The organism is Paraburkholderia strydomiana (genome assembly GCF_031456815.1).
GTDB classification, from domain to species: Bacteria; Pseudomonadota; Gammaproteobacteria; order Burkholderiales; family Burkholderiaceae; genus Paraburkholderia; species Paraburkholderia caledonica.
In genome coordinates, this window is the sequence record NZ_JAVDVL010000004.1 from 441,660 (window position 1) to 464,380 (window position 22,721).

Annotated in this window: 23 protein-coding genes; 9 read left to right on the forward strand and 14 right to left on the reverse strand. The window is 61.1% G+C overall.

The genetic code is table 11. The features are described 5' to 3' along the window. Positions 1–668 precede the first annotated feature (668 nt). Positions 669–2,420: an ABC transporter permease gene (locus tag J2W46_RS14405; protein WP_020065263.1), complete on the forward strand. Its 1,752-nt coding sequence runs from the start codon at positions 669–671 to the stop codon at positions 2,418–2,420. Positions 2,421–2,514: 94 nt separating this feature from the next. Further along, positions 2,515–3,861 carry an ABC transporter ATP-binding protein gene (locus J2W46_RS14410; protein WP_013338552.1) on the forward strand — a complete coding sequence of 449 codons (1,347 nt, stop codon included), beginning with the start codon at positions 2,515–2,517 and terminating at the stop codon, positions 3,859–3,861. Between the two features lie 105 nt (positions 3,862–3,966). On the opposite strand, the gene J2W46_RS14415 is transcribed toward J2W46_RS14410, so the two are convergent. The 3 genes from J2W46_RS14415 to J2W46_RS14425 form a co-directional block, all read right to left on the reverse strand. Next, positions 3,967–4,509 carry a hypothetical protein gene (locus J2W46_RS14415; RefSeq protein ID WP_310354521.1) on the reverse strand — a complete coding sequence of 181 codons (543 nt, stop codon included), beginning with the start codon at positions 4,507–4,509 and terminating at the stop codon, positions 3,967–3,969. Then, a complete protein-coding gene (locus tag J2W46_RS14420) occupies positions 4,506–5,108 on the reverse strand; it encodes a hypothetical protein (RefSeq protein WP_310354523.1) in 603 nt (200 codons plus the stop codon). Before J2W46_RS14420 ends, J2W46_RS14415 begins: the two co-directional genes overlap by 4 nt. 238 nt (positions 5,109–5,346) lie before the next feature. Next, positions 5,347–6,405 carry a sigma-54 interaction domain-containing protein gene (locus tag J2W46_RS14425; protein WP_020065267.1) on the reverse strand — a complete coding sequence of 353 codons (1,059 nt, stop codon included), beginning with the start codon at positions 6,403–6,405 and terminating at the stop codon, positions 5,347–5,349. A gap of 307 nt (positions 6,406–6,712) precedes the next feature. Here J2W46_RS14425 and J2W46_RS14430 point away from each other — a divergent pair, with 307 nt between their 5' ends. From J2W46_RS14430 to otsA, 6 genes are all read left to right on the forward strand, one after another. Beyond that, positions 6,713–7,030 carry a DUF883 family protein gene (locus J2W46_RS14430; protein ID WP_020065268.1) on the forward strand — a complete coding sequence of 106 codons (318 nt, stop codon included), beginning with the start codon at positions 6,713–6,715 and terminating at the stop codon, positions 7,028–7,030. Between the two features lie 199 nt (positions 7,031–7,229). Beyond that, positions 7,230–7,493, forward strand: a complete 264-nt coding sequence (locus tag J2W46_RS14435) for a hypothetical protein (protein ID WP_020065269.1) — start codon at positions 7,230–7,232, stop codon at positions 7,491–7,493. Positions 7,494–7,790: 297 nt separating this feature from the next. Continuing rightward, positions 7,791–9,191 carry a sigma-54-dependent transcriptional regulator gene (locus J2W46_RS14440; RefSeq protein WP_020065271.1) on the forward strand — a complete coding sequence of 467 codons (1,401 nt, stop codon included), beginning with the start codon at positions 7,791–7,793 and terminating at the stop codon, positions 9,189–9,191. Between the two features lie 92 nt (positions 9,192–9,283). Further along, positions 9,284–9,499 (forward strand): hypothetical protein, encoded by a 216-nt coding sequence (locus J2W46_RS14445; protein ID WP_087751317.1) that lies wholly within the window; start codon positions 9,284–9,286, stop codon positions 9,497–9,499. 153 nt (positions 9,500–9,652) lie between these two features. Next, a complete protein-coding gene (locus tag J2W46_RS14450; protein ID WP_084690001.1) occupies positions 9,653–9,928 on the forward strand; it encodes a hypothetical protein in 276 nt (91 codons plus the stop codon). A gap of 225 nt (positions 9,929–10,153) precedes the next feature. After that, complete coding sequence (gene otsA / locus J2W46_RS14455) at positions 10,154–11,581, forward strand: alpha,alpha-trehalose-phosphate synthase (UDP-forming) (protein ID WP_310354526.1); 1,428 nt, start codon at positions 10,154–10,156, stop codon at positions 11,579–11,581. A gap of 142 nt (positions 11,582–11,723) precedes the next feature. Here the strand turns inward: otsA and J2W46_RS14460 are convergent, their stop codons facing one another. The 5 genes from J2W46_RS14460 to J2W46_RS14480 all read right to left on the reverse strand — a co-directional run bounded on the left by J2W46_RS14460 (position 11,724) and on the right by J2W46_RS14480 (position 15,479). Further along, positions 11,724–13,172 carry an MFS transporter gene (locus tag J2W46_RS14460; protein WP_310354528.1) on the reverse strand — a complete coding sequence of 483 codons (1,449 nt, stop codon included), beginning with the start codon at positions 13,170–13,172 and terminating at the stop codon, positions 11,724–11,726. A gap of 178 nt (positions 13,173–13,350) precedes the next feature. Further along, positions 13,351–13,854, reverse strand: coding sequence for a YbhB/YbcL family Raf kinase inhibitor-like protein (locus J2W46_RS14465; protein ID WP_020065276.1), 504 nt, complete (start codon positions 13,852–13,854; stop codon positions 13,351–13,353). A 159-nt stretch (positions 13,855–14,013) separates the two neighbouring features. Next, complete coding sequence (locus tag J2W46_RS14470; RefSeq protein WP_310354530.1) at positions 14,014–14,460, reverse strand: very short patch repair endonuclease; 447 nt, start codon at positions 14,458–14,460, stop codon at positions 14,014–14,016. A gap of 222 nt (positions 14,461–14,682) precedes the next feature. Continuing rightward, on the reverse strand, positions 14,683–15,114 hold the full coding sequence (locus J2W46_RS14475; protein WP_310354532.1) for a hypothetical protein: 432 nt from the start codon (positions 15,112–15,114) through the stop codon (positions 14,683–14,685). A gap of 95 nt (positions 15,115–15,209) precedes the next feature. Then, the gene (locus tag J2W46_RS14480) at positions 15,210–15,479 is read right to left on the reverse strand and encodes a hypothetical protein (protein WP_131319746.1); all 270 of its coding nucleotides are present in this window, start codon (positions 15,477–15,479) and stop codon (positions 15,210–15,212) included. A 434-nt stretch (positions 15,480–15,913) separates the two neighbouring features. Here J2W46_RS14480 and J2W46_RS14485 point away from each other — a divergent pair, with 434 nt between their 5' ends. Continuing rightward, a complete protein-coding gene (locus J2W46_RS14485; protein WP_310354534.1) occupies positions 15,914–16,528 on the forward strand; it encodes a hypothetical protein in 615 nt (204 codons plus the stop codon). A gap of 76 nt (positions 16,529–16,604) precedes the next feature. Here J2W46_RS14485 and J2W46_RS14490 read toward each other — a convergent pair whose 3' ends face one another. The 6 genes from J2W46_RS14490 to J2W46_RS14515 all read right to left on the reverse strand — a co-directional run bounded on the left by J2W46_RS14490 (position 16,605) and on the right by J2W46_RS14515 (position 22,541). Further along, positions 16,605–17,555, reverse strand: coding sequence for a LysR family transcriptional regulator (locus J2W46_RS14490; protein WP_310354535.1), 951 nt, complete (start codon positions 17,553–17,555; stop codon positions 16,605–16,607). A gap of 205 nt (positions 17,556–17,760) precedes the next feature. Beyond that, positions 17,761–18,648, reverse strand: a complete 888-nt coding sequence (locus tag J2W46_RS14495; RefSeq protein WP_204520427.1) for a LysR family transcriptional regulator — start codon at positions 18,646–18,648, stop codon at positions 17,761–17,763. Between the two features lie 73 nt (positions 18,649–18,721). Then, positions 18,722–19,399 carry an ABC transporter permease subunit gene (locus J2W46_RS14500; RefSeq protein ID WP_088172912.1) on the reverse strand — a complete coding sequence of 226 codons (678 nt, stop codon included), beginning with the start codon at positions 19,397–19,399 and terminating at the stop codon, positions 18,722–18,724. Position 19,400: 1 nt separating this feature from the next. Next, on the reverse strand, positions 19,401–20,138 hold the full coding sequence (locus tag J2W46_RS14505) for an amino acid ABC transporter permease (protein WP_310354538.1): 738 nt from the start codon (positions 20,136–20,138) through the stop codon (positions 19,401–19,403). Between the two features lie 65 nt (positions 20,139–20,203). After that, positions 20,204–21,139, reverse strand: a complete 936-nt coding sequence (locus J2W46_RS14510; protein ID WP_310354540.1) for a glutamate/aspartate ABC transporter substrate-binding protein — start codon at positions 21,137–21,139, stop codon at positions 20,204–20,206. A 79-nt stretch (positions 21,140–21,218) separates the two neighbouring features. Continuing rightward, positions 21,219–22,541: a hypothetical protein gene (locus J2W46_RS14515; RefSeq protein WP_310354541.1), complete on the reverse strand. Its 1,323-nt coding sequence runs from the start codon at positions 22,539–22,541 to the stop codon at positions 21,219–21,221. Positions 22,542–22,721 lie beyond the last annotated feature (180 nt).

The following is a 22,721-nucleotide window of genomic DNA, read 5'->3' on the forward strand; positions in this document are numbered from 1 at the left end:
GTGGGAACGGCCGTTCGTGCGCCGTCGCTGGTGCTCGGGATAAGCCACCAACGCAGTGCATCTTTGTGGATTCTAACCGGCATGGGGCCAGACGCCACCGTTATTGAGGCGTGAGATCTCATGGGTTTCACCCATCAGGCTCTTAACGGCAGCCCGGCCGGTTTCTTGATGCCCCGCGTGACAAAGCGAAGCGTAATTCCGCAATCGCGGCATCAATGAGCTTGACCGGCTTTTCGATCAATGGTCGTGAGGCTGCCCAAAAAATAGGCTCGCGGAACGGCTGCTTGCTGCCGGCGGAAGGCCGCTGTCAGGTCATTGCCAGGCTGTTGTCAGGCGGCCGCTATAAGTTGTCGCGATTTGCCTTCAAAGGTTGTGCCTGAAACATAGGATGGTGTAGTGTCGTGCCGTCCAAAACAAAGGAAAGCTCGCCAGCCTACGGGCGGCGCCTGCGGCGACAGGATTCTGGCTTGACGGTTGGGGGTTGCGGGGCGGCTTACCCGTGGGCACTTCCGTCGCTGGTCCACGTGTCACCAACGCTAACGATTTACCGCGCACACGCGTTTTGCCATGCCTGATTTCCGCTTTCCGGACCGATCGTCAGACCGCCGCGCCGAAGTCGCGGCCTCGTTCGCGCGTTTGTTCGCCTGTATGAATGAGGAGTGGGTCTGATGGATTTCAGCTTCAACCTGAAGCGCACCGCCAATGCGTCGGCATGGCGGGTGCTGCCCAATCGCTGGGACTTCGTCGCCTTTCCGCTGATCATCTGCATCATCGCAATGGCGGCGATCGGCTTTCACGAGACGCTCGCGCCGATGTCCACGCTGAAGACCCAGGCGATCTCGCTCGACCCCGCGAACCTGCCCGAGTATGCAATGCGCACGACATTGCGCATGCTCGCGGCGATGGTCGCGTCGCTGATATTCACGCTGGTCTACGGTACGCTTGCCGCGAAGAGCCGCCGGGCGGGTCTCGTGCTGGTGCCGATTCTCGACATCCTGCAGTCGGTGCCGGTGCTCGGCTACATATCGTTTACGGTCACGTTCTTTCTCGCGCTGTTTCCGGGCCGCGTGCTGGGCGCCGAACTCGCGGCGATCTTCGCGATCTTCACGAGCCAGGCGTGGAACATGACGTTCAGCTTCTATCAGTCGCTGCGCACGGTTCCGCGCGATCTCGACGAAGTCTCGCGGGGCTTTCACCTCACTTCGTGGCAGCGCTTCTGGAAACTCGAAGTGCCGTTCTCGATGCCCGGTCTCATCTGGAACATGATGATGTCGATGTCCGGCGGCTGGTTCTTCGTGGTCGCCTCCGAGGCCATCACCGTCGGCAACAACACGATCACGCTGCCAGGCATCGGCGCCTATCTCGCGCAGGCGATCGTCGTCAAGAATCTGCACGCGATCGGCTGGGTGATTCTCGCGATGACCGTCGTGATTCTCGCGTACGACCAGTTGCTGTTCCGTCCGCTCGTCGCGTGGGCTGACAAATTCCGTATGGAGACCACGAGTTCGGGCGACGCTCCGGAATCGTGGCTGCTCGATCTGATCCGCCGCACACGCCTGATTCACCGCTTGCTCGTGCCGCTCGGCTGGATGTTCGCGAAGGCTGCGCGCGTGCCGTTCCGACTACCCGCGTTGCAAAGGCCGCGCTTCCAGATCCCGCAGATACAGAAGAGCTCGCGCCTTGGCGACATCGTGTGGGCGGCGCTGGTCCTGATCGGCACCGTCTATGTCGTGTATCGCGTCTTCATTTACGTGCGCACGGGCGTTTCGCTCGACGAAGTCGGCCACGTTTTCATGCTCGGCCTCATCACACTGTTGCGGGTGGTGGTGCTGATCGCCATCGCGTCCGTGATCTGGGTGCCGGTCGGCGTGCTGATCGGCTTGCGGCCGGCGCTGGCCGAGAAGATTCAGCCGCTCGCGCAGTTTCTTGCCGCGTTTCCGGCCAATCTGCTGTTTCCGGTATTCGTGATCGTGATCGTTCGCTTCCACCTGAACCCGGACATCTGGCTGTCGCCGCTGATCGTGCTCGGCACCCAGTGGTATATCCTGTTCAACGTGATTGCCGGCGCGACCTCGTATCCGAACGACTATCGGGAAGCGGCGAAGAATTTCCACATTCGTGGCTGGCAATGGTGGCGTCAGGCCATGTTGCCGGGCATTTTCCCGTACTACGTGACGGGCGCGATCACCGCGTCGGGCGGCGCGTGGAACGCGAGCATCGTCGCGGAATTCGTGCAGTGGGGCGACACGAAGGTTGCGGCGCACGGGCTCGGCGCTTATATCGCGCAGTCCACGGCTGCGGGCGACTATCCGAAGATCATCGTGGGTATCGCGGTGATGTCCCTGTTCGTGACGCTCTTCAACCGCCTGCTGTGGCGTCCGATGTACGCGTACGCCGAAGCCAAGCTTCGGCTGGACTAAGCGCGCCCCACTTTGCCGCTCGCGCCGGGCCCACAACGGGGCCGTGCAAAGCTCGGGCGGCCCGGCGTTTCTTGAGAATTGAAGGCATAACGCGATGCAAAATCCTAAAGCTGCTATGACCGCCGCGCCGATCCAGACGCCGCCGAAGCCGCCGCGCCTCGGCGAAGAGATCCTGCGTGTCAAGGACGTGTGCCGCGGTTTCAACAAGTCGCAGGGCGAACTACTCGTTCTCGACGACGCGAACCTGTCGCTGCGCGAAGGCGAGATCGTCGGTCTTCTCGGGCGTTCGGGCTCGGGCAAGTCGACGTTGCTGCGCATCATCGCCGGTCTGATCGAGCCGACCGACGGCGAAGTCACCTATATGGGCAAGCCGCTCGACGGTCCCGCGAAGGGCGTCGCGATGGTATTTCAGACCTTCGCGCTGTTTCCGTGGCTGACCGTGCTGCAAAACGTGGAAGCCGGGCTCGAGGCGCAAGGCGTCGCGGCGCGCGAGCGGCGCGAACGCGCGCTCGCGGCGATCGACCTGATCGGTCTCGACGGTTTCGAGAACGCGTATCCACGCGAGTTGTCGGGCGGCATGCGCCAGCGCGTCGGTTTCGCGCGGGCGCTGGTGGTCGATCCCACGCTGCTGCTGATGGACGAACCGTTCTCCGCGCTCGACGTGCTGACCGCCGAAACGCTGCGTACCGACCTGCTCGACTTGTGGACGCAGGGCCGCATGCCGATCAAGGCAGTGCTGATCGTTACTCACAACATCGAGGAAGCCGTGTTCATGTGCGACCGGATTCTGGTGTTGTCGTCGAACCCGGGCCGCGTGATCGCCGAGATCAAGGTGCCGTTCAAGCATCCGCGCAATCGTCTCGACCCTGCGTTCCGCCGTCTGGTCGACGAAATCTACGCCAAGATGACCGCGCGTCAGACGGACGAGAAAACGAGGAAGGGTCTGGAGCTGCACAGCTGGCTGCCGCATGTGTCGACCAACCTGATGGCTGGTCTGATCGAGACGCTGGCCGCGGCGCCGTATCACGGCCGCGCGGACATGCCGGAAATCGCACGCTCGCTGCATCTGGAGGTGGACGATCTGTTCCCAGTGGCTGAAGTGCTTCAGCATCTCGGTTTCGCCGACGTGCGCGAAGGCGATATTTTCCTGACGCCGCCCGCACGCGTGTTCGCGGAGTTCGGTACGCAGGAACGGAAGATGATGTTCGCCGAGCATCTGTTGCGGCATGTGCCGCTCGCCGCGCGAATCAAGAAGGTGTTGAACGAACGGCCGGGGCACCGCGCCCCGCGCGTGCGCTTCGAACAGGAACTCGAGGATTTTCTGTCCGACAGCGCCGCAGAGGAAACGCTCGACGCGGTCATCAACTGGGGCCGTTACGGCGAGATTTTCTCGTACAACGATCAGACCGAAATCTTCAGTCTGGAAGACGTGGAGTCGTGAGCGCGACGGCGCTTCTGCGCGTCGCTCATTGAAAACGGCAGGGGAGACCCTGCCGTTTTTTCGTTGTGCCGTGTGATCAGAACAATGTTTGCTGGCGCGTCCGCGCTACTGCAAATTGCCCCAACGTTCGACGGCCGGTTCCGCAGAAGCCCATTTCCAACCCTTGTCCTGCTGGCACGCGCTGGCGGTGTACCAGTCTTCGTGAGCGCCCGGACCGTCGCCGTCCCGCACCGAGAACACGAATTCCTTGCAAAGCGCGAGCGCGGAGCCGAACGCGCGCGTGACGCGCACTTCGCCGTGACCGTTTTCAATGGGCAGCGTGTGTTTGACCGACCAGGGCCGCGTTTCGCCGACGGGCATGGCGCCCGCCAACGCCGCGATCAGATTCTGCTGGTCGGTGTGCATGCTGCGCATATAGCGGCCCACGGCTTCGTCCGTTGCGGCCTGAACCGCGATACCCACACCGATGCCGACCGCCGGATTCGACGTGACGAGACCCGACGCGACACCGGCGGCGGCGCCGCTTGCCGCGCCGATCGACGCGCAACCGCTTGTGAGCAGAGTCGCGCTGACGCATAGCACGGCTGCAACCGCTGTCAGGCTCAGGCGACGCAGCGGCTTTCCAGTCGCAAGCACATGCGCCGTCATTGCAGTGCACCCCAGCGTTCGGTGGCGGGCTCGGCCGAAGCCCATTTCCAGTTTTCGCCGTCGCGGCAGATAGATGCGACGTAAAACGCGCTGCTTGCAGGCACGTTCTTAGTGGCGATGTGGTCGACCGAAAAGACGATTTCCTTGCAGTCCAGCGTGCCCGCGCTAATCGTGCGGCTGACGGTGACGCGGCCGTGCTCGTCGTCTTCGATCGGAACGGAGTGCGTGACGCTCCACGGTGCGACGGCGCCGACTTCGAGCGGTCCCGCGATCTTCGCGATGCCGTCCTGCGTGTTCCGGTGGACCACCCGCTCCGAGTACTGCACGCCGGCTCTCGCTGCGGCCACTGCGCCAAGACCGATACCGGTGGCAACAGCGGCGTTATTGGTAACCTGCGCCGCAATCGCGGCGCCGGCGATACCCGCGCCGGCCGTGGCGCCTTCGGTATAGAGCGAACTGCAGCCGCTCAACGCCGACGAGACCGCCACCGCCAATACGGCCAACTTGGCGGCATCAGGCAGTCGGCACGCGGCCGATTGTTCCGGGCGGGTTTTCAAGCGCGGTCTCAACCACTCGGCCCACACCATTTTCTTTCGCATTCCCTGTCTCTACTTTTCTTACGTGTTCGCGTGCAGAGGCCGCCCAGAACAAGCAGCGCCTCTTCCCATCGACGAAAAATGGGCTGCTGCATTTTGCAGGATGCGTTTTGTAAATGGCAGCGGAAAAGTGCAAGAAATTGCAAAAGATGGTGCGGGTCAAACCGGATTCTGTTCAATGACAGGCCGATTTGATTGGTGGTGCGAACTGATTGCGGGAGGAAGTTCTGCACAGACGCGGTTAATGTTCGGTATCTTCTTCCGCGCCTTCGTCGCCGTACGCGCTCAGGCGGTTATAAAGCGTCTTCAGGCTGACGCCGAGCGCTTTTGCCGCGCGCCGCTTGTCGCCGCCGCAGTACTTCAGCGTGCCGAGAATGATCTGCTTCTGAGCGTCGGCGAGCGGCGTGCCGATCCATACGCTCATCGCGTCGCCTTGCGTGACTGGCCGCTTCACCTTCGACGCAAGATGAGGATGCGGCAACTCGACCGTTTTCTCGGCGAGGATAAACGCGCGGTACACCGCGTTCTTCAACTCGCGCACGTTGCCCGGCCACGACCATGTGCGCAGCGTTTCGATCGAGCGTTTGCTGAAGCTCTTGCTGGTGCCTTCCTGCTGATTGAGTTGCGCGAGAAAGTGCTGGGCCAGCAGTTCGCGGTCGTTCTCGCGCTCGCGCAGCGGCGGCGCGCGCAACGGGAAAACCGCCAGACGGTACATCAGGTCTTCACGCAGGCCGTTTTCCTTGACGGCCACGGCCGGGTCGCGATTGGTAGCGGCGATCACGCGCACGTTGCCGCTGATCAGCTCGTTGCCGCCCACGCGATAGAACGTGCCGGTCTCGAGCGCGCGCAAAAGTTTCACCTGACGCACGGGCGCCATTTCGGTGACTTCGTCGAGGAACAGCGTGCCGCCGTTCGCATGCTCGAAGTAGCCGATGCGCCCTTGAACGGCGCCGGTAAAGCTGCCTTTCTCGTGGCCGAAAAGCTCGGCCTCGATCAGTTCGTCGGGAATCGCACCGCAATTGACGGCGACGAAGGGCGCGTCCTTGCGGCTGCTTTGATCGTGAATCGTGCGGGCGATCAGTTCCTTGCCGGTGCCCGATTCGCCGATGATCAGCGCGGTCGCGTCGGTGCTCGCGACGCGCTCGATCTGCTCATACAAGTCGAGCATCACCGGCGACGAGCCGTAAAGCAGGCCGTACGATTTCAGTCCCGCGATGCCGTCCGTGACGCGCTGCTTCGCCTGAGCGGAAGCGCTGCCGCCAGCGGACACAGTGGGCGAGTCCACATCGATTGACGCCATAAACGGGGAAGTCCTGTGCAAATGAGTTCGTTGTTGCGGCGCGCAGGCCTGGGAACGAGACAGCTCTTGAAGTCGTATCTCACAAAAGTCGATTTAACCACTTCGACGGCGCTTCCTGCAATCTATGTGTCAGCTATCGACGAACTGTGGCCGCAAGTCGGTCGAAAGTGCCAGGGGTGAATGCCGCGTGACAGCGTGTTCGCTAAAGTTACCGGGCACAGGGTTTGCGCCTTCCTCCCGACACGCGTGCGCTGTCGCCGCTAACAACGCGGCGCGCGAACGCTGACCCTAGACGAGGAGTGAAACGATGACTGACACGACGCAACAGCTTGCACTCGGCGGCCAGAAGATCGTCGAGGATCTGCGGGTGCTGCTCAAGGACTCGGAAGAAATGCTGAGACTCGCTGCCAATGTGCCGGGCGAGGGCGTAGGCGCATTGCGCCAGAAACTGGGCACCCATGTGGAAACGCTGCAATCCGCACTCGGCGATGCGCAGGATAACGCTCAGCGCCGCTATCGCTCGGCGACCGTCAACACGGAACGTTACGTGCGGCAAAACCCGTGGAGCTCGGTCGCCATTGCAGCCGGCGTGGGCTTTGTACTGGGCGTCCTGACTGCGCGTTAACGGCCGGCTATCAGCTGATGATTGACTGATTTCCAGCTCGACACCGCCGATTATGGCCAAGTCCCCCGCTGAGCGTTCGCTGGGACCTGCAAACTGCCACGCCTTTATTCCGGCCAACGCCTCGCGATTTATCGACGGTGACCGGCGGCACGATCGCCGCCGCCACCTTTCTCCATTCAACGACCACAAGGAGTTCACGATGGCTCGACCCAAAATTGGTATCTTCGGCGCGCTGATGGCGCTCGGCGGCTTCCTCGCGGTCCGCTATGTCCAGCGAAACCGTGCCGCGCAGGGAGCAACAGGACGTGAGTTGCACCGTTGGGAAGGCGAGGGCGGCGCCGTTACCGCGCCGTCGTCGTCGTCCGCGCCCGGCGCGGCTCTGACGGCGAGCACGGGCCCCGGCGCCCATGGAGCAAACGGCTCCGCACATCCCGACGCCTGGCCGTTCCCGCACAGCAGTTAAGCTTGCTTTTCGCCAGGGCGCCGCATGAAATCCCTGGGATGCGGCGCCTTGGCGGTACTGTTAATTTGTCTCAGTAAAGCCGTATAATAGGTAAATACAGAACAATAGTGCCGATCACGTCCTGCTTTCTGCGTGTATTGTTGCAGTATTGAATGAAATCGGCGGTCCCTTGCTTGATGCAGGTTGGCGTGCGCTCACATCGAGTCGCATTCGCCGCCGCCCGCGCGAGGGTCGTCGCCCTTTTTAGCATGCCCCGCCGCATGCTCTTCTCCCACGCTTGCAGGCTTTCGAGACGCGATGCCACATGTACTGATTGTCGATGACGACGCAGGTACCCGCGAGGCGCTTTCCGCCATCATCGGGGAAGACGGATTGACCACCGCCACCGCGGGCGATTTGCGCGAAGCGCGCATTCAACTCGTCCGGCAAATGCCGGACGTTGTCTTTACCGACCTGAAGCTGCCGGACGGCAGCGGGGTCGACTTGTTCGAAGATCTCGATCCGCGGTCCGGCGTGGAAGTGATCGTGATCACCGGCCACGCCACGGTGGAGTCGGCGGTGAACGCGCTGAAAATGGGCGCCACCGACTACCTGGTCAAACCGATCAACATGCAGCGCGTGAAGGCGATTCTTTCGCGCCTGCCGCGTGCCGGCGACCTGAAGGCGGAAATCGGCACTCTGCGCGGCGAATTGCGCCGCATGGGCCGCTTTGGTTTGATGCTCGGCAATTCGCCGGCGATGCAGGAGGTCTACGACCAGATCGGCCGCGTTGCGCCCACGGCGGCTTCGGTCATGCTGGTCGGCGAATCGGGCACCGGCAAGGAAGTGGCCGCGCAGACGCTGCACGAGTTGAGCTTGCGTCGCAAGCATGCGTTTCTCGCCGTGAACTGCGGCGCGATCTCGCCGAATCTGATCGAATCGGAAATGTTCGGTCACGAGCGCGGCTCGTTCACCGGCGCCGACCGTCAGCACAAGGGCTATTTCGAGCGCGCGAACGGCGGCACGCTGTTCCTCGACGAAATCACCGAGATGCCGATCGAGCTGCAGGTCAAGCTCTTGCGCGTGCTCGAAACGGGCATGTTCATGCGCGTGGGCACGACAAAGGAAATCGAAACGGACGTGCGCCTGATCGCCGCGACCAACCGCGATCCGGAGCAGGCGGTGCTGGAAGGCAAGCTGCGGCTGGACCTTTACCACCGGCTGAACGTATTCCCGATCAGCTTGCCGCCGCTGCGCGACCGGGGCAAAGACGTGGAGTTGCTGGCCCAGGCGTTTCTCGACGAGCTCAACGAGCGTCATGGCACGCGCAAACATTTCCCGCCCGCGGTGAAGGAAATGTTGTTGTCGTACCCGTGGCCGGGCAACGTGCGCGAACTGAAGAACTACGTGCAGCGTGCGCACATCATGTCCGGCACGGATTCGGACAGCACGGCCACCGTGCCGCTGCAGATCACGCTGTCGAAGCCGGCGGCCGGTACGGCGATCACCATCCCGTTCGGCACGTCGCTCGCAGAAGCGGATCGTCAGCTGATTCTGGCCACGCTCGAGCAGTGTGGGGGCGTGAAGACGCGCGCTGCCGAGATTCTCGGCATCAGCCTGAAGACGCTCTATAACCGCCTCGTGGAATACGGCAATGACGCGCGTGAAGAAGGCGATTCCGCCGACGAATCGCGCGCGCTGGGCGGCGCGGACGCTTAGCGCTCAGTCGCCCCCGCTTTAGCCGGGGAGCGCTTCGGTAACGGCACAACCCTTGCTGCGTTTCGGTAGAACGCATAACGAGGATCACTGACATGCCGGAACACGTTGCCGCTCCCGCGTCGCCGCTTCAAAAGCATGCACATCGTCCGGAGCCGATCGAGCCGCCGACGCCGGGCGAACCCGACACTGTGCCCGACCCGAGTCCTCAGCCGATCGAACCGGTCGAGCCGCCGATCGGCGATCCGCCGCCGCAGCCCACGCAAACTCCCCAAGCCAGTCAGCGCCCGCCAATCTCTCTGCAACTCTGACATGGCGAGCGGGTTGCGCCCTAGTCACGCGCCGCAAACTTGTGTACATGTTACAAATGCGGCGCACGTTTTACCGGCAGTTACGGCGTCGTTCCGAGACTTGTAGATGCCGCCACTGTCTGGGCGGCGCGGCTTTGCCCGGAGGCATCGACCATGAGACATCCAGCACTGCGGCGTTCGGCGCGTCACTCCAAGCGCGACGGCCGTCCCCCGGCGACCAGGAATGGTCCGCCGCTTTCTACCGAGTCGCCCCCCGCGCCCGCGCCTGATTCATCGGCCGCACCCGCCCCTCAGGCGCCTCACCACGATCCGTCCGCGCAGAATCGCGTCGCTCCGCACGCACCACCTGACGGGGAGTACAACCAGGGCGGAGTCCGCCCGGAAGGCCTCGACTACCAGCGCGACCTGGGCTCCGAGCAGGACGCGTGAGGCTCTCCGCCCAGCAAATAATCACGCGAGAACGGCGTTCGCCGATTCGTCGTAGGAAACGGAAGGAAGTTCTTCGCGGCGTTCCCGTGCTGCGGGTTTTTGCTCGCCCGTCACATTTGCATACATTTTTTGTCCTCCGCTTCCGCAAAAACGGCACGCGACTTGCATGCACCTTTTTGGCACATGTCCGTATGCAACGAAACAACTGAACTAGGTGGAGCACCAATGAGCAGACTGATCGTGGTATCGAATCGTGTTGCGCCGACCCAGGAAGGGCGGCCCGCAGCGGGCGGCCTGGCGATCGGCGTGCTGGATGCGTTGAAGGAAACAGGCGGAGTCTGGTTCGGCTGGAGCGGTGAGACGGTGAGCGAGCCGTCCCCGCCGCTGATTGAGAAACAAGGCAACGTGACCTATGCGACCGTTGGCCTGACCAAGCGTGACTACGACCAGTATTACCGCGGCTTTTCGAATGCGACGCTGTGGCCGACGTTTCACTATCGCAATGACCTGTCGCGTTACGATCGACAGGAATATGCGGGCTATCAGCGCGTCAATGCGACGCTCGCCAAGCAGCTCAAGGAGCTTCTGAGGCCCGACGACATTATCTGGGTTCACGACTACCACTTGCTGCCGTTTGCGCGCTGCCTGCGCGACCTCGGCGTGAAGAACCCGATTGGCTTCTTCCTGCACATTCCGTTTCCGGTCCCCGAGGTGCTGCGCACGATCCCGCCGCATGAAGAACTCGTGAAGGCGATGTGCAGCTACGACGTGATCGGCTTTCAGACGGAGGCGGATCGCCAGTCGTTCGTCGATTTCATCGAGCGGGGCCATCATGGCACGTCGAGTGAAGACGGCATGGTTCACGCCTGCAACCGTTTCCTCAAGGTGGGTGCGTATCCGATCGGTATCTATCCGGACGCGATCGCCAAGGCCGCCGAGCAGTTCACCGACCGCAAGCCGGTGCGCAGCCTGCGCGACGGCATGCGCGGCCGCAAGCTGATCATGAGCGTCGATCGCCTCGATTATTCGAAGGGTCTGGTCGAACGCTTCCAGGCGTTCGAGCGCCTGCTGCTGAATGCGCCGGGATGGCACGGGCGTGTGTCGCTCGTGCAGATCGCACCGCCGACGCGCGCGGACGTTCAGACCTATCAACGGATTCGTCAGACGCTGGAAGGCGAGGCCGGGCGTATCAATGGCCGCTTTGCGCAGCTCGACTGGACGCCGATCCAGTACCTGAACCGCAAGTACGAACGCAATCTGCTGATGGCGCTGTTCCGTCAATCGCAGGTCGGCTACGTGACGCCGCTGCGCGACGGCATGAACCTGGTCGCCAAGGAATATGTCGCGTCGCAAGATCCGGCCGATCCGGGCGTGCTGGTGCTCTCGCAATTCGCCGGCGCGGCCGAGCAGCTGCCGGGTGCGCTGGTTGTCAATCCGTTCGATCTCTCGCAGATGGCCGAAGCGCTCGAACGTGCGCTTTCGATGCCGCTCGCCGAACGTCAGGCCCGCCATGCGGACATGATGGCGCCGATGCGCGAGAACAACCTGTCCGTGTGGCGCGATACCTTCCTCGGCGATTTGCGCAACGTCGCTACGGCGTCTTCCGTGACGGCCAAAGCGGTAAAGCTCGCTGACGTGACGGCGTCGTCATAGGAATTTTGCGGCAGCGCGGCTCTCGCAGAGCCGCGCGCGCTCGTCACGTCTGAGCGAGGTTGTCGAAGAAAAGAAAGAGAAGGGCGCGGATCGTTCGCAGCGATCCGCGCCTTTTTTGCGTTGAGTTCACAAAAAATGTTGATCAGGCCGGCCGCGCCTTCGCCTGTTGCGTTACGCGCAGGGTGCTGACCACCGCTGCCACTGCCGAAAACCCTGCGGCCACATACAGAGCGAGGACTGGCCCGTTGTGCGGCGCCACTCCGAAAATCAACGCGACAAGCGCCGCGCCGAGCGTCTGCCCGGTCAGGCGCGCGGTGCCCAGCATGCCGCTCGCGCCCCCGCTGCGCTCACGCGGCGCCGACGACAGCATCGTGCGGTTGTTAGGCGACTGGAAGATACCGAAACCGGCGCCGCACAACGCCATGCGCCATGCGATCTGCACCGGCTCGGGATGCGCTCCGAGCGTGGCGAGCAGCAGCAGTCCGACGGTCATGGTGGCCAGTCCGACGCCGCCCAGCCAGCCTGACGACACTTTGTCCGACAGCACCCCGGCAATCGGCGCAGCGATGATGATGACCGCGGGCCATGGCGTCATCAGGAGACCGGTATCGACCTGCGAGAAACCGAGCGTGTCCTGCAACATGAAAGGCAGCGACACGAAAGCGAGCATCTGCGCGCAAAACGAACAGACTGAGGTGCCGATCGACAGCGCGAAGATCGGAATCCTCAGCAAATCGATCGGCAGCAGCGGCGCCGGACGGCTCAATTGACGACGCACGAAGAAGTAGCCGATCACCACCGCGCCGATGAATTCCACGGCGACATAGCCGAGCCGTTCACCGTGCCCGAGACCATCGACCGCGAAAATCAGCAGGCCGAATACGAACGCGTTCATGACCGCGCTCAACAGGTCGTACGGCGAATCGTGGCCGCGGTTCATCGGCAAAGCCTTGAAGCCGCCCACAATCGCCGCGATGCCGATCGGCACATTGATCGCGAAGAGCCACGGCCACGAGGCCACGGCGAGCACCCCCGAGGCCACGGTGGGTCCTACAGCCGAGGACACGGCGACCACCATCGCATTGATTGCGACGCCGCGCCCGAGTTGCGTCGGCGGGTAGATCATGCGGACGAGCGCCGTGTTCACGCTCATGACACCCGCCGCGCCGAAGCCCTGCACGACGCGAGCAATCGCGAGCGTCGACAGCGACGTGGAAAGCGCGCAGCCGAAAGACGCGACCGTGAACAGAATCAGGCCACCGAGATAAATGCGCCGATAGCCGATGCGGTCGCCAAGCGACGCGAGCGGCAGCAGCGAAATGGTGATGGCAAGCTGATACGCATTGACGACCCAGATGGAGCCGGCCGCACTCGCCCGGAGGTTTCGCGCGATAGTGGGCAACGCGACATTGGCAATGGCGCTGTCCAGTACTGCCAGCGTGAGGGCGAGCGCAATGACCAGCATCGCCCAATAGCGTTGCGGCGTCGGCAGGCCGTGTTCGGGATTGGACGCTGCGGCGCTGTCGGCCGCGCCTGTCTGCTCTGCGTCGGGCGGTACTGCGCCACTATTGCGCGATGGTTGTGCGTGCATCGGTTGTTGAATGTGCCTTGGACAAACCGCCGGTCGGACAGCGAGCCGTGGGTATCGCGCGCCGTTGCAAAACGGTTCGCGGGACGCGGCGATGCCGGCGTGCAACGGATGAGCGCGCCGGCATCGCCCATGTCACATGCGCGCCGCGTTCGGGCGGCGCGGCATCGCAAGCTTGCCGTTATTTGAGTTCGTAGAGGCCGGTGTGAGTCGTCGAGTCGATCTCGTTCATATGCGTCATGAAACGCGCGACCGCATTGGTGGTTTCGGCATTGATCGGCAGATGCGGCACGCTCAGCGCATGCAGGCGGAAGATGTAGCGATGTGTCTTGTCGCCGCGCGGAGGCGCAGCACCGCCGAAGCCGACCGTGCCGTAGTCGTTGCGCACCTGCAGCGCGCCTTGCGGCAGCAGCGAGCCGTCGGCCTTGCCGGCGTTGCGCGGCAGCGAACGCACGTCGGCGGGAATATTCACCACCACCCAGTGCCAGAACCCGCTGCCAGTCGGCGCGTCGGGATCGTGCACGGTGAGCGCGAAGCTCTGCGTGTCAGCCGGCGCGCCTTCCCACTGCAGCGCGGGCGAAATGTTTTCTCCATCGACGCCAAAGGCTTTGTCGCTGTATTCGTGTGCCTTCGGCATGAAGCCGTTGTTGGAGAAATCGTCGGACCAGAGACGGAAATCAGCCATTATGTGCCTCCCTTCTTGACGGGTTTTCGATGGCCGAAGCGAACGGTTTCAGCGCCGCGCCGACGTCATGCCGGGCGGCCGAGCGTCGCTTCGGGTAAGCCGATTGAGTGTATCACCGCGTGCTTTCGGTTCGCTCGCCGCAACGCCCGGTGTAAGGTGCTACGCGCGCTCCTCGAAGCTCGGCGCATCGCTTTTCAGCCATTCGACGAGCCGCGTTAGCACGCCTTCTATATCGCGATTGGCGCCACGCAAAGCGCATTCCCATACGACCGCGACGCGCCAGCCGCCGTCGAGCAACGCGGCGCGCACCTTGTCGTCGTTGCTGCGATTACGGCCAATCTTCTCGCGCCAGAACTCGGGGCGCGTCTGCGGCCATTTGAAAAGATGACAGTCGTGGCCATGCCAGAAGCAGCCGTGTACGAGCACGACGGCGCGATAGCGCGGCAGCACGATGTCGGGACGTCCCGGCAGATCGCGCGCATCGAGACGAAAGCGAAAGCCCTGCCGATGCAGCAGGCTGCGGATCAGAACTTCGGGCTTGGTGTTGCGCCCGCGAATGCCGGACATCATGCGGCTGCGGGTCGCGCTATCGACGATATCGACCATTGCTAGCGTTCGATGCCGCACCGCGCGCGGCCGCAGTGCGTCGGCGTGTGAGGAAGGGACTTCTGTCGACTCATTCGATGGCTCTTCGGTAAGCAGCGATTGCATACGCGGGAGCACGATGCGCGCCACGTCGGGCGTCGCCGGCAGATTAATCCGATGCGCGCAAGCAAGCCGGCGAATGCCGGCATTTGCCAGTTTACGCAAAAACGGCTGTCGTCACGATCACGATCTGCGCACGAGCATGCAGAGACTTTGTATCCGGCGCAACTCGGAGTCGTAACCTTCGAGCATATGGCCAAGCGACCTTCTGCGCTCACGGCGCCCTTGCTCGAACTCGCGCCTCTCTTCCTTGGTGGGAACCCAGTATCTGCCGATGCGGTCTTCCTGCACGTGGCGAATCGTGCCGGCGCTGACTAACTGGCTCAGCGAAGCCTTCACTTGCCGCGTACTGCTGTTCAACTGTTTCGCGAGCGCGACGCAGGTGTATCGGACTCCCGGCGTCATGATGGCGTCGAGGTTCGACGCACTCAGCCTCTTGCGCTTTGCCGCCTCCTTGTTCTTCTCCGCTTCGTTATCCGAAGCGACGACGGTGCACGCGTCCGGCTCTTGATAGTTGTCGCGCAACGACGCTCGCGCGGTATGGTCTCTTTTCATGTTCGACGCCTCTCTTCTTCCTGTTTTACCAGTGCTGGATCGTCTTCACATCGCGAGCCGGAACATGCGTTTTCCGGCCGCTTCAATGCAACCGCTTACTGCGTTCCAGATGAGGGAACACCGTCGCGCGCCGCGGCGATGGACGCGTCGCGCTCTTTGCCTGCGGCTGCTTTCTGCCGCAGATAGACGCGTTTCGCTGCTGCCACCTTTGCGTCATAGGTGCGATTGGCCGCGGAGATCTGCTGATGCATCTGGACGATCTGGTCATTTGTGCCCGCTGACGGTTTTTCCGTTTCGGTCTGTGCCCAGCATGCAGATGCGGCGCTGAACAGGCAGAACAACACAGTGGAAACGAGTTTCTTCATAGACGCTCCTGCGAAAAAAACGGCCGCGTTAAGCGGCCGCGAAAGTCCACCACTCAGACCTTGAAAGTGGAGGCTCGGGGTTCGTTACTCGCTGCAACGTGATGAGAAGTTAATGCAAGCGACAGTGAGCGGAAAGAACGGAAATGACGTACATGTAAAGGAAAACCAAACACGAACCATTAAGCGCGATGCAAACACATTGCGTTCCGCCGGTGCTATGTATCCGTCGTGCACCCCGTGTCCCCTGAAGTTCGAAGGCCATTTGCGCACGCTGTTCGCAGGCGATTAACGCGTTCACGATCGCGCGTCTTCACAGTCCCTATCGGCTCGCGATACGTTCGCTACTGACACCGATCGGATGACCGAATCGTTCAAACGCTGCGAGTTGTCACGAGACTTTGGCCACACTTAATAATCAGGAACAGGAGCAAGACATGCGTGCACTCACACTACGATCGCCGGGTATGCTGAACCTCGCCTTTGCTACGGCGATATTGCTGAGTCACCCACTAGCGGCCCACGCACAAGTGACGCGTGCGCCTGCGTCAGCCACTGCGGCCAGTGCAGTGGGTGCAGATGCGATGGCCCGGCTTACCAGCCGTATCATCAACGTCGATGTGCAGACGAGTCGCATCACGGTCCAGGGAGCGCGCGGGGAAACGGTGGTCGTGGAAGTCGATCCCGAGGTTGCGGACGTGCGACTTCTCAAAGTAGGCGACGAAGTTCATGTCGAGTACTCAGGCGCATTGCTGCTGTCGGCGGAAAAGGTAGAGACGAAGGGCGTCCGTTCGCGCGTCGAGGAAGAGACGGCGACGCCGATATCTCACGGTATGTCCGTCAAGCTTCGCAACGTCGACATTGTCGCAACCGTGCAGCGTTTGGATCGTAAGAATCGGCAGATCGTATTGCGTGGCCCCACGCGCAGCATGCTGTTGCAGATAGCGCCTGACGTACCTCTCGATAAGATTGCCGTTGGTGACAGCGTGCACGCGAAATATCATGCAGAGACAGCGATTCTGATCACGCGCGACGGCAAGCCAATTCGTTGACCCTATGAACAGCCGGCGTCCGGGTACTGCGTTCGCAGCAGTACCTGGACGCCGGCACGACTTAACTGTCAGCGTGCTAGAAAAGCAGCTCCGTCGATTGCAGCACCCGCTTCGCTTCTGCCGTTCCTGCCTTGTCGCTGTCGCGGATAGTTTCCAGCAGTATGTCGACGAGGCAATTCGCCGCCGCGCTGAGAGGATTCCCGTTGCGCGAGACGATGCCGACCGAAGTGTCGGCAAGTTCTTCTCTCAGCGGAAAAGCGCAGAACTTATAGCGCGTCACGCAAATCTCTGCGAGTGGCCACGGAAAGATAGAAACTGCATCGGTTCTTTGCAGTACTGATGCGGCCACTGTCAATGAATGGGTGAAGTGGACGTTACGTGGTTCCGGCAAGCCATTGCGATAGAACATCTTCTTCGAGAGACGGCACTCCATGTCCGAGTCGAGCGAGACGAGCCAGTCGGCATCCATGAGGTCGGCAAGAGAGCGCGACTGCGCAAGCGGGTGCCCCTGCCGCGCGACAACGGCCAGGCCGCAAGAAAAGAGCGGGCGGAAATTGAATTCCGTATTGGCGATGTCGGGCGCCTGCCGTCCCACGAATAGCTCGATGCTCCCGTCGCGCAAGCGGGGATTCGCAATCGACATAAGACCTTCGAACATCTCCAGTTGGACATTCGGCATTCTCTTGCGGAACTGGATAAATATTTCCGGAAGAAAACAGAGTGCTATCCATGGCGTAATGGAAACGGCAAGCTTGCCGGACGGCTCAGCCCGCATCTCTTTCATCGCGCCATGAGCGCGCTCCACTTGCGCCACGATCAGTCTCGCGTGAGTGAGAAGTGTATTGCCGCATTCGGTCAACGTCGCACCCGAAGAGGTACGCTGAATCAACGGGGCATTCACGTCGTCTTCGAGATCTTTAAGCGCCTGGGTGATCGCCGACGGCGACAGTTCCAATGCCCGGGCTGCGCCGCGAACGCTGCCCGCGTCCGCAATGGCGACGAGCGCGCGAAGTTGATGGTTCTTCATCGTGTCCTCACCGTTTGCAGGTATGCGTTGCACTTCAGGAAGCCGCTCGACCATGCAAGCGTGTATGCAGACATGCTCTTACGTTGTCTACCGGGCTTCAGGAGATGCTGAAACTGCGCGTGAGTTGTGTGCAACGCGATGCAATTATGAGCGTCGCCCGAGGAGGGCGCCACGATCCCACAAATAACTCTGGATTAACGTAGCGTTATTGTTCGGCCGCGAGTGTTCGCGTGGCGATCCCGATTGCCGTATCCAGTACGACAGATCTCCTGTTTTGCACTCGCCAGAAGGCGACGAGCCGGCGCGGTGGAATATCCTCGAGAATGATGCGTTTCAATTCGCAGCTTGCAAGCAAATCGTTTGGTACATGCTCGGGGAGTAGTGCAATGGCATCGCCGATAGACGCCATACGCAATGAGAGTTCGAGCGAGTCGCATTCTATTGATGGCTGTATCGCACAACCCAGCACGCGCTCCACGTAGCGTCGAACGCCGAAGTGCCGGGGCGGCAGTATCAGTTTCAACTCCGACAAGCGCGACATGGTTTCGCGGCTCAGATCGGCGCGTGCGCTGTGATAGAGAGCGAGGCGTTCGTGATGAAGATCGACGCTTTCGAGGTCCGTAGCGCTGACCTCCGTCGAATAGGTGAGCCCCAGGTCGGCCATGCCGCGTATAACCATCTCGACGATGTGGCTCGAACTATCGCATTGCAGCGAGAGGCGCGTCTGCGGATAAAGTTGCAGTAGCTCCTTGGTGAGGCTCGGCACGAAATGTCCGATCAACGTCTGTACAGTGGCAATGCGCAGAGAGAGTCCCCAGCCAGGTCCTTGCGCGGCATGCGAAATAGATTCGTCCAAGGCGTCGAAGAGAGGTTCGACCGTGCGGAATAGTGCTTCACCATCTGAGGTGAGCTGCATTCCGCGTCCATGCCGCCTGAACAGAAGGCGGCCCAGTTTCGATTCGAGCGCCTGGATATGGCGGCTCAAGGCCGGCTGTGTAATCCCCACAGTTTCCGCCGCGGCGCGCAGCGACTGGTGCTTCGCAACTGCGACGAACATACGCAATTGCGTGTCGTGACTCGTGGCCGTGGTCATGTGCCGCGCATGGAGACAGGTCGATGACTCAACGCGGGATGCCGGCGAGTGCGAAAGACTTCTCTCAGTGCAATCATTTCGCCAGCCTCGTCCGAACGCCATTAGTGATCGCGATGAGGAGCGTGGTAACCGACCAGTAGGCCACACCAGCAACGATCAGCATGGGTACAAGCGTTCCGTCGCGTTCGCCGATCGCAGTCACTCGCCGAAAGAAGTCTCCAAGAGCAATCACGTAGACGAGCGACGTGTCCTGAAAAATCACGATGCATTGGGTGAGCGCAAGCGGCACCATTGCACGAAAAGCCTGCGGAAAGATCACATAGCGCAGCGTCTGGAACGGTGTCATGCCGAGTGCGTACCCAGCCTGTAGCTGTCCGCGCGGCAGGCTCGCGATCCCCGCACGAATGATTTCGCAAAAGAACGCGGCTTCGAGCAACGAATAGGCAGTCAGGGCGGAAACGAGCCGCAGGTCCACCGTCGACGGTAGATTGAACAAAGCCTTCAGGAATTGCGGCACGATCAGAAAAAACCACAGCAGCAGCATGACAAGCGGAATGGATCGGAACAACGACACATAAGCTTGCGTGAAAACGCGTAGCACATAGTGCGACGACAAACTGAACGCGGCCAATACCGTACCCCAGGCGAGACCGAACAGAATCGCCACCACGGTAATCTGCAAAGTGATTCGCATGCCTGAGAGCAGCACGGCTCTCGAATCGATGAGCGTTTGCCAGTCCATCTCGAACATGTCAGCCCCCAATCAGCCCAGGCAATGCAGTCCGGCGACGAATCCAGCGCATGCAGCACAGAATCGCGAAGTTCAGTCCGATATAGACGAGCGTTACGCAAATGAACGACTCATACGGCTGTGCCGTGTAGTCGACAAGTTGCCGCGCCTGGCCGGACAGTTCAAGCAGACCGATGGTAGAGGCGACCGCCGAGTTCTTGGAGATGATGAGGAACTCCGATGTCAGCGGGCCCCATATCGTGCGAAACGTGACGGGCAGAAGCACATACCGATACGCTTGTGTTCGCGTGAGACCAAGTGCGAATGCGGCATGGATCTGTCCAACGGGACGCGCCAGGATCCCGGCGCGCACTTGCTCGCAGATTCGCGAACCCGTGTACACCCCGAGCGATACCACCGATGCGATCAGAAACTGCGGATGAGACGGCAGACTCTTAAGCCAGTCTCCGATAGCGGCGGGCAGTAGTTCCGGCACGACGAAGAACCAGATAAAGAACTGCACGATCAACGGTACGCCGCGGAAGATAGAAACGTACGCGGCACTCACCGCCTTTGCCGCGCGGTTGGGCAATGTGCGCATTACGCCGAATACGGTGCCCGTCACAAGTGCGAGTGAAAACGCGAGCAGTGTCAATTCAACGGTGTTCACGAGACCGGACACCAACCAGCCGAGATATGTGGCCGGTTCGCCGGTAGCAACGGGCTGCAGCAGCACGCCCCAGTGCCATCTGTAATCCATGAAATACCTCTCGCCTGCGCATGTCGCCGCGCGGTTAACGTGTCGTCATATCGGGTCGATGCGGCTCAGGACGTCGGCTTGTCGTCGGGATTCGCGAAGAGCGCCTGCATGCGCGGAGACAGCGGGAAATCCAGGTTGATTCTTTTCGGAGGAATGGGCTGCTGGAACCAGCGCTGATACATCTTCGCCGCAACACCGGACTTTTGGGCCTCGATAATTGCGGCGTCCATCACGGCTTTCATCGGTGCATCGTTCTTGCGCAACATGCAGCCGTAGGCCTCATAGGTTCGAGGCGTGCCCACGATTTCATAATCGCTGGGATTGTGCGCTTTCGCTCGTTCGCCGGCCAGCAACGCGTCGTCCATCATCATGGCTTTAGCGCGGCCAGTGGAGAGCATGAGAAACGATTCGGTGTGATCTTTTGCGCTGATGACGTCCATGCTCATCGATTTCTCTACATTCATCTTGCGCAGGATCTTCTCCGAGGTAGTGCCTGCGCCGACCACGACGGTTTTCTCTTTCAGATCGTCGAAGTCCTTGATGCCCGACTTCCTGTTGACCAGGAGGCGCGTGCCGATTACGAAAAAGCTGTTCGAAAACGACACCTGTTGCGCGCGCTCCACGTTGTTTGTCGTACTCGTGCATTCGAAATCGATCGTGCCGTTCTGAAGCAGCGAGATGCGGTTCTGCGAGGTGATCGGAATGGTGCGGACTTTGAGGTCCGGTGACTTCACGACCATCTTGATGCGCTCGATGATCAGATTCGCGACGTCGATCGAGTAGCCGATCGGCTTCTGGTCAGCGTCGTAGTACGAAAACGGAACCGACGCATCGCGGTAGCCGATGGTCACCACATGTTCTTTGCTTATTTTCAGGAGCGTTCCCGTGAGTTCGGGTTCTGCCGCTCTCGCGTCATCGAGTGCGCTGAAGGTCAAAAGGGCGACGGCGGCGATCGCGCCGCAGCGGCCGTTCGCGGCTCGGGCAGAAAACGGTTGTTTCATCGTGGTCTCCAGAACTTGCATTTCTCGTGGACTCCCCGGGCCGCGCCGGAATCACGCGACAATGGATGTCAGTGTGGTTTCAGCGCGTGCCGGTGATCTGCGCGACATCGATCACATACATTCGACGCGCATCCTCGTGTACAGAATCGATGCACACGGCGCGGCCATTTCGATTCCAGCGCGGATGCAGATCGCAACGGTTCTCCTTTTTAAGGTCCGGCGACGCATAGAACTCCCCGATGTCGTAGCGCACATCTTCATGCATGTCGTAGAGAAACAGAATGCGTGTGTTCGTCCGCGAGTCAGGGTATGTGTCGGATAACAGCCAGCGCGTGTCGACTGGGGAAAAGCTCATATGGCCGTTCTCAGTGAGCAGGTCGCGACCGATTATTTCCACGCTGCCGTTATCGCTGTCTTCATACAGGTGATAGTGAATGCTGCCGGCGTGCGGGCCCCATACGATGACGTGTGAATCGTCTTGCCAAAGCGGGTGCGATATCTGGTATTCGGACTTCTCGTAGTCGAAAGTGCCGACTGCGGACGAATCGAAATGTTCTGCCAGTTGTGGTAGCGGATGGTCCGAACAATCGAGCAACCGCATGCCCGAGCCGTCTGGATTCATCGTGATCAGCCTATGGAGGAAGCAGGTTTCGTCGGCGGTGCGTTCGGTCCAGCGGTGCAGAAAGAGCACGCGCGAGGACGCAGCATTGATCTCGATGTGGCTTACCCAGTGAATGGCGTTCTGCATCGACGGAACGTTGTGGAAACTGCGCAGATCGTCATAGCTGACGATCAATGCGGTTTCGCCCGTTGCAAGATCGAGGCGATGGATGCCGTCGTCGGCCGGCGCGAGTTGCATGGGAAATGGACCGCCGCGTTCGCTGTAGCCAATAGTTTCATGCGTGACGTATAGACGCCGGTAGTCGACGCAAAGGGCATAGCGGCTATTGGGTGCGCACACATAGACCGGCATGGGGAGCGTTGTTTTCGTGGCAGTGTCGATGTCGAAAATGGCTGCGCCAAAACCCGGATAGCGCGCCGACAGATCGCCGGTACGAGTGTTGTAAATCACCTTGCGCCCGGCCTCGCCGTCGAGCCATTGCAACTGGCAGCCCATTTGCCAGTTCCAGGCGGTTGTCGTATCGATCGCGTGAAAAGTTTCGCGATCCTCAATGTCGAAGTAGCCGACTTTCGCCATGAGTTGTGGCGTAAGAGGCGCATCCATCATGGCGACCTGGTTGCCCAGCACGTAGCGGCCCGTTCGGTCCCATGCGCTCTTGTTGTAGTAGCCAAAGAAATGATGGCGCTCGCCACTGCCAAGCCGCCGCACAGGACACTTGAGGTTCACGATTCGCCCGCTTTCGGGCAAGCGGTTGACGATGCAAGCGGAGGACGCAATCATGAGCGGACGAATCGGTTAGTGAAGGTAGCACAGGCATGAAGTGCCGATGCATGAGGTGACTGAAGCATATCGCCGCACATCAATAGGGGGTAATTCATTTTTCGCGCATGGGTATTCGCCGTTGATATACTCGCGCGGCAGTCTTCGTTCGAATACTGCGCTCCTATGCTCATATCGAAG